At 73.2% G+C, this 5,577-nt stretch carries 3 protein-coding genes; 2 read left to right on the top strand and 1 reads right to left on the bottom strand.

Going from position 1 to position 5,577, the window contains the following annotated elements:
• Positions 1–357 precede the first annotated feature (357 nt).
• Complete coding sequence (locus tag ACLFOB_RS13995) at positions 358–1,650, top strand: O-acetylhomoserine aminocarboxypropyltransferase/cysteine synthase family protein (protein ID WP_410926477.1); 1,293 nt, start codon at positions 358–360, stop codon at positions 1,648–1,650.
• A gap of 261 nt (positions 1,651–1,911) precedes the next feature.
• On the opposite strand, the gene ACLFOB_RS14000 is transcribed toward ACLFOB_RS13995, so the two are convergent.
• Positions 1,912–2,622 carry an SIMPL domain-containing protein gene (locus ACLFOB_RS14000; protein WP_410926478.1) on the bottom strand — a complete coding sequence of 237 codons (711 nt, stop codon included), beginning with the start codon at positions 2,620–2,622 and terminating at the stop codon, positions 1,912–1,914.
• A 176-nt stretch (positions 2,623–2,798) separates the two neighbouring features.
• Between ACLFOB_RS14000 and ACLFOB_RS14005 the strand changes: the two genes are divergently transcribed.
• The coding region (locus tag ACLFOB_RS14005; RefSeq protein ID WP_410926479.1) for a hypothetical protein at positions 2,799–5,577 on the top strand (2,779 nt) is incomplete at its 3' end.

Genomic DNA, 5,577 nt, shown 5'->3' on the forward strand with positions numbered 1-5,577 from the left:
CTTCGCGCCGAGAGGGCGCCGGTGCCCGCCGCGCCTGACCGGGACGGCACCGCCGCGCGTTATCCGAAGGTCGCACCGCTGCAGCCACGCTGCGCCGGACGGCCCCGAGCCGCACGCACGGAGTCGTCGCCCCATGACCGGAGTCATCCCGGCGCGGCGAACACGGTTCCGTCCGCGCGGGCCCCATGGGAACGCGGATGTCCCCTGCGGGAGCGGTCCAGAACGCGGAGGCGCGACCGCCCCCGCCCCGCGCGACACCCTCCTTTTCGCGCGCAGCAGGCGACGCGAGATTGAGAACGGCCCGCAAAGGACCTAAACCGACCCTGCCCCAGAGGCAGAGATGGAAGGGAGAGGGACATGTCCGACGGACCCGCCTACGGCTTCGACACGCTGCAGATCCACGCCGGGAGCCGCCCGGACCCGGCCACCGGCGCGCGGCAGACGCCGATCTACCAGACGACGGCCTATGTCTTTCGCGACGCGGATCACGCGGCGGCGCTCTTCAACCTGCAGGAAGTGGGCTACATCTACTCGCGTCTGACCAACCCGACGGTCGCGGTCCTGCAGGAGCGCATGGCCACGCTGGAGGGCGGCGCGGGCGCGGTCTGCTGTTCGTCGGGGCACGCAGCGCAGATCATGGCGCTCTTCCCGCTGATGGGGCCGGGGCGGAACATCGTCGTCTCCACGCGCCTCTATGGCGGCTCGGTCACGCAGTTCAGCCAGACCATCCGCCGCTTCGGCTGGTCGGCCAGGTTCGTTGACTTCGACGATTTCGACGCGGTCAGGGCCGCCATCGACGAGGACACGCGCGCCGTCTTCTGCGAGTCGATCGCCAACCCCGGCGGCTACATCACCGACCTCGACGAGATCGCGAAGATCGCCGATGCGGCCGGCCTGCCGCTGATCGTCGACAACACCTCTGCCACCCCCTACCTCTGCCGCCCGATCGAGCATGGCGCCACGCTGGTGGTCCACTCGATGACCAAGTTCCTGACCGGCAACGGCACGGTCACCGGCGGCGTGATCGTGGACTCGGGAAAGTTCGACTGGTCCGCCTCCGACAAGTTCCCCTCGCTCAGCGAGCCGGAGCCAGCCTATCACGGGCTCAGGTTCCATGAGACCTTCGGGCCGCTGGCCTTCACCTTCCACGGCATCGCCGTGGGACTGCGCGATCTGGGCATGACGCTGAACCCGCAAGCCGCGCACTACACGCTGATGGGCATCGAGACCCTGTCGCTGCGGATGCAGCGCCATGTCGAGAACGCAGAGAAGGTGGCCGGCTGGCTGGAGACGCACCCGGCGGTGAAGGCCGTGACCTACGCGGGCCTGAAATCGTCGCCATGGCACGACCGGGTCGCGCGCATCTGCCCCAAGGGCGCGGGCGGACTCTTCACCGTGGCGCTCGAGGGCGGCTACGACGCCTGCGTCAAGCTGGTGGACAGCCTGGAGCTCTTCAGCCACGTCGCCAACCTTGGCGACACGCGGTCGCTGATCATCCACTCGGCTTCGACCACGCACCGCCAGCTCACGGCCGAGCAGCAGGTCGCGGCGGGCGCCAGCCCCGACGTGGTGCGCATCTCGATCGGGATCGAGGACGCCGACGACCTGATCGCCGACCTGCGGCAGGGACTGGAGAAGGCGGGCGGCTGAGCCGCGCCCGCACGGACGGGACGCGCATCCCCGCGTCCCGTCACAGGCTCGCGTGCTCGCCGCGTTCCGGGCACAAGGCCGGCGTCACGCTGGTGAATACCGGCCGGACCGGCGGCGACCTCGGCACCTGTTCGCGCATGCCGATCAAGGCGACTCGCGCGCTCATCGCGCGCTCGGACGCCCGCGGATCGAGGCGCCCGCAGATTGACAAGGATATCCCGGGACCGGCGGCGCCCTCCCTTGGGCTGTCGCCGGGGCCAGCTACTGTGCCCCTTCGATCCCGAAGACCATCGAGACCTCGACCGAAAGCTCGATCTCGCCCGGCGCCACGGGCGGTGCGCCCGCCATGTCGGAGCGGGCCGCCTCCATCATCATCGGCCGCGGGCCGCCGCGGTCGTGCTCGGTGATGGTGACGACGCGGCCCAGCGCCACCCCGGCGGCCTCTGCCAGCGTGCGCGCCCGCGCGGTCGCATCCTCCACCGCGCGGCGGCGCGCATCCTCCATCAGCGGCCCTGGATCTGCCATGGTGAAGCGCAGCCCGCCGAAACGATTGGCCCCGTCCGACACCACGGCGTCGAGCACGGCGCCAAGGCCGGACAGGTCGCGCACCCGGACGGTGAGCTGGTTGGAGGCCTCAAAGCCCAGGATCGCGCGCTGCTGGCCCTCCCCGGGGTTGGACCAGATGGGCGAGAGGTGCAGGTCGCTGGTCTGGATGTCGCGCTCGGCGATGCCGATCTCTTCGAGGCGGGCCAGCACCGCCGCCGCGGCGTCGCTCGCCGCATCCATCGCCGCGCGGGCGGTCTCGGCCTCTTCCACCACGCCCAGCCCGATCACCGCCATGTCGGGGGCCGCGGCGACCTCGCCCCGCCCGGTGACCGAGATGGTGCGCTCCTCCTGCGCGGTCGCCGGCGCAGCCAGCGCAAGGCCAAGAGCGAGGGGCAGGGCAAGCAGGGGCAACGAGGCGCGCCGCATGGCAGCTTTCCTTCCGGACCAGAGTGTGCCCCGGACTTTCGTCGCACGCGACCGCCTTCGCAAGCCCGCCGGTCGCGGAGGTGTTGCCCATGGGGCCACAGGACGAGCGGCGATTTGCCGAATGGTGAGGCACGGGGGCTACACCTTGCCCGCCGAGTGATGCTAATAGGGTTGCAATGAAACCGGATTTCGCTCTCTCGTTGTCCTTCGACGGCATCTGCCTGTCGCTTCGCGGGCCGGACGGCTGGCTGAGCGTCGGAACCGTCTCGCTTCAGGTCGAGGATCTGCCGGCGGAACTGGCAGATCTGCGCCGCGCCGCACTTGGCCTGAAGCCCGGGGGATTCGTTACCAAGCTCGTGATCCCGGACGCGCAGATCCGCTACCTGGCGCTTGAAACGGGCGAGGTCGATACACGCACGCGTCGCCGCGTGATCCGCCACGCGCTGGACGGGGCCACGCCCTACCGGGTCGAGGATCTGGTCTACGACTGGTCGGCGGATGGCGGCACGACGCATGTCGCCGCCGTGGCGCGCGAGACACTGGAAGAGGCGGAGGCCTTCGCGCTCGAGCATCGCTTCAACCCGGTGTGCTTCGTCGCGGTGCCGCAACAGCACGGGTTCGCGACCGAGGTTTTTTTTGGCGAGACCGCCTCCGCCGCGGAATTCCTGCCGGAAGGCGCCCACGTCGAGCGCGATGCGCGCCCGGTCGAGATCACGGGCAATGCACCACCGCTCGTGCTGCAACCTCCGACGCAAGACGCCGCGAAGGCTGCACCGGAGCCCGCCACGCCGGGAACGGAGACGGACGCCCTCCCCGGCTTCCGCAGCAGACGCGGCGCCCCGGCGGAGATTGTGCAAAAGACGGCATCGCACGGCAATTCCGGCCCTGCCCCCACCTTCGTGTCGCGCCGCGCCGCACCGCGCAGGCTGGCATTGCCGGCCGTGTCACTGGACAGGCCCGCGCCGCAGCCACGCGCCGGAACGGAGGCGCCGGAGGCCCCTGCAGCCGGAAGGCAGCGCGCGGCAGGGATCGCGGCAAGACCGCCTGCCCCGCAGAAGGACGCGGCAGCGGCGAAGACGGCCGCGACGTCAGGATCCGCGGACCCGGCCAAAGGCGTGGTGTCCGCGGCAACCGCCGATCCGGCGCCGGTGCAGCCGGACGCCCCGCAGGCCAAGGCACGGGCCGGCGCACGGGCCGGCTCGCAGGCCGCCGGTCCGGAAGCCCCCGAAGCACAGGCGAGCGCCCCGGTCACCTCGCCGCCCGCCCCGCCTCCCGTTCGCGCCCGCGCGCCGGCCGCACCCACACCGGAAGCGGCCGCGCGGCGCGACATGATTCTGCGCCGGATCGCCAGCCTGCGCCCCGGCGCGGCGGACGACGACGCGCTTGACGCCGCGCTTCCGGACCCGGCGGCGCAACCCGCAGCATCCAGGCCGTCCATGGCCCCGTCGACCGGCCCACGCGCCGCTGCGTCGAGCCTGCCGCCGCTGACCGCACGCAGGAAGGCCCCGGCCACGACCCTGCCCGCGGAGCGCGCCGCCACCACCACGCCGGACGAGGCCGCGCGCCTCACCCGCTTCGGCGAACGCGGCCGGGTGGCGGAGCCTGGACCGAAACGGGGCCGCGGCCTGGCGCTGGGTCTGACCGCGGCCGTGCTGCTCGGGCTGCTGGGCGTGGGCGCCTATTCCGCGATCAGCTCTGTCGATGGCATCGGGCGGCTTCTGGGTGAACGGGAGAGTGCGGCCGCCGCCCTGCCCGAGGTCGAGCGCGCGACCCTCCCCGACACCTCCGCGCAAACGGGGACCGACGCCGCCGCGCCCCTCCCGGAACCGGAAGACGCGGCCGAAGCGGCCGCAGACGCCCCCGAGGAGCCGGAACAGATCGCCGCGCGGTCAATGCCCGAGCCCTCGCCCGAGCCCGAGGAGCGCGCAGCAACCGCGCGCGCGCCGGGCCCCGACGAGGCGGCCGCGCGCTACGCCGCGACGGGGATCTGGCAGATGGCGCCCGAGCGCCCCGCGCCGGCGTCCTTCCAGGGCATCGCGGATCTCTACGTCGCCTCCATCGACGGGCGCGTGCCGCAACCCGACGCGGTGGCGCTGAGCCAGCCCGGCACGGCGATCGACCGGCCGCCGCAGGCCCCCGCCTCGCCGCCGCCTCCCGGCTCCGTCTTCGATCTCGACGACCGCGGCCTCGTGGTGGCAACGCCCGAGGGCGTGCTGACCCCGCAGGGGGTGCGCGTGATCGCCGGGCGTCCCCCGGTCGCGCCGCCCTCGCGCGCCGAGGTGGAAGAGCGCCGCGCCGCCGTGGCCGAGGCCGAGGCCGCCGCGGAGGACGCGGCGCGCCGCGCCGCGCTGGCGGGAGTGCGCCCGCCGCTGCGGCCCGCGGGACTGGCGGAAGCCGACGAGCGGGCGCGCTTCGATGGGCAGGCGCGCGACAATCTTGCGTCCTTCCGCCCCCCGCCTCGACCGGAGGAGATCGCAGGCCTGGCGCCCGAGCCGGGCGAGCCTGCGGAAGACACCGCCGCGGAGGCGGCAGCCAACGCGGCCATTCTCGCGGCGACGACGCCTGCGGGGGCCGCGGCCCGCGCAGCGCGCGATGGCGAGACCGATGCGGACACTCTCCAGAGGATTCCGGCGGAGCTCGGCACGGATCAGGCCGTGCGCGCCTCGCTCGCCCCGGCCCCGCGGCCAGGCGGCTTCGAACGCGTGGTTGCGGCGGCCCCGGAGATGCGCGCGCAGCCTGTCCGCGCGGCGCCGCGGAACCAGAGCGTCAGCCCCTCGATCCCGTCGAGCGCCTCGGTCGCGCGGGCGGCGACAGAGAGCAACGCGATCAACCTGCGCCGGCTCAACCTGATCGGGATCTACGGCGACCCGTCCAACCGCCGCGCGCTGGTACGCCTGTCGAGCGGGCGTTACCAGAAGGTTGAGGTGGGCGACCGGCTCGACGGCGGCCGGATCA

This window comes from Rhodosalinus sp. (genome assembly GCF_046542825.1).
Lineage (GTDB): Bacteria > Pseudomonadota > Alphaproteobacteria > Rhodobacterales > Rhodobacteraceae > Rhodosalinus.

Bases quoted from the DNA above. Each gene is read 5' to 3' on its own strand.
- ACLFOB_RS14000 (WP_410926478.1), bottom strand. From the start codon at position 2,622: ATGCGGCGCGCCTCGTTGCCCCTGCTTGCCCTGCCCCTCGCTCTTGGC.
- ACLFOB_RS13995 (WP_410926477.1), top strand. From the start codon at position 358: ATGTCCGACGGACCCGCCTACGGCTTCGACACGCTGCAGATCCACGCC.